1 protein-coding gene is annotated in these 743 nt (G+C 59.6%); it reads left to right on the top strand.

Annotation, left to right across the window (positions count from 1 at the left end):
• Positions 1-7 precede the first annotated feature (7 nt).
• Entirely contained in the window at positions 8-736 is a 729-nt protein-coding gene (locus BK660_RS30695; protein WP_123436421.1) for an SDR family oxidoreductase, read from the top strand.
• The last annotated feature ends 7 nt before the right edge of the window (positions 737-743 follow it).

Below are 743 nucleotides of genomic sequence, written 5' to 3'. Positions count from 1 at the left end.
TTCACCCATGAATAACAAGAAGGTCGTATTGGTTGTCGGCGCCGGCGATGCCACGGGCGGCGCGACTGCCAAGCGTTTTCCCAGAGAAGGATTCGTCGCCTGCGTCACCCGACGCAGCGCTGACAAACTGCAACCGCTGGTGGACGCGATCAAGGCTGAAGGCGGCGATGCCCACGGCTTTGCCTGCGATGCGCGCAAGGTAGAAGATGTCATCGCGCTTATTGAAGACATTGAAACCCGCGTCGGTCCGATCGAAGCCTTTGTCTTTAATATCGGCGCCAACGTGCCGTGCAGCATCCTTGAGGAAACCGCGCGCAAGTATTTCAAGATCTGGGAGATGGCCTGTTTCTCAGGATTTCTCAATGCCCGTGAAGTGGCCAAACGCATGGTCACGCGCAATCGCGGCACGATTCTATTCACCGGCGCCACCGCCGGACTTCGCGGCGCCTCCGGGTTCGCCGCTTTCGCCGGTGCCAAACACGGCATCCGCGCACTGGCGCAAAGCATGGCGCGGGAACTGGGGCCGATGAACATCCACGTCGCCCATGTGGTGGTCGATGGTGCGATCGACACCGATTTCATTCGCAACAGTTTCCCCGAGAAGTACGCCACCAAAGATCAGGATGGCATCCTCAATCCCGAGCACATCGCCGAGAACTACTGGTATCTGCACAGTCAGCCACGGGATGCCTGGACGTTCGAGCTGGATCTGCGCCCCTGGAACGAACGCTGGTAAGCCCCCC

It is taken from the genome of Pseudomonas brassicacearum (assembly GCF_003732265.1).
Lineage (GTDB): Bacteria > Pseudomonadota > Gammaproteobacteria > Pseudomonadales > Pseudomonadaceae > Aquipseudomonas > Aquipseudomonas brassicacearum_D.
This window is presented reverse-complemented; position numbering and strand designations above follow the sequence as displayed.

What these genes read in the sequence shown, in the direction of transcription:
- BK660_RS30695 (WP_123436421.1), top strand. Translation starts at nt 8, where the DNA reads ATGAATAACAAGAAGGTCGTATTGGTTGTCGGCGCCGGCGATGCCACG.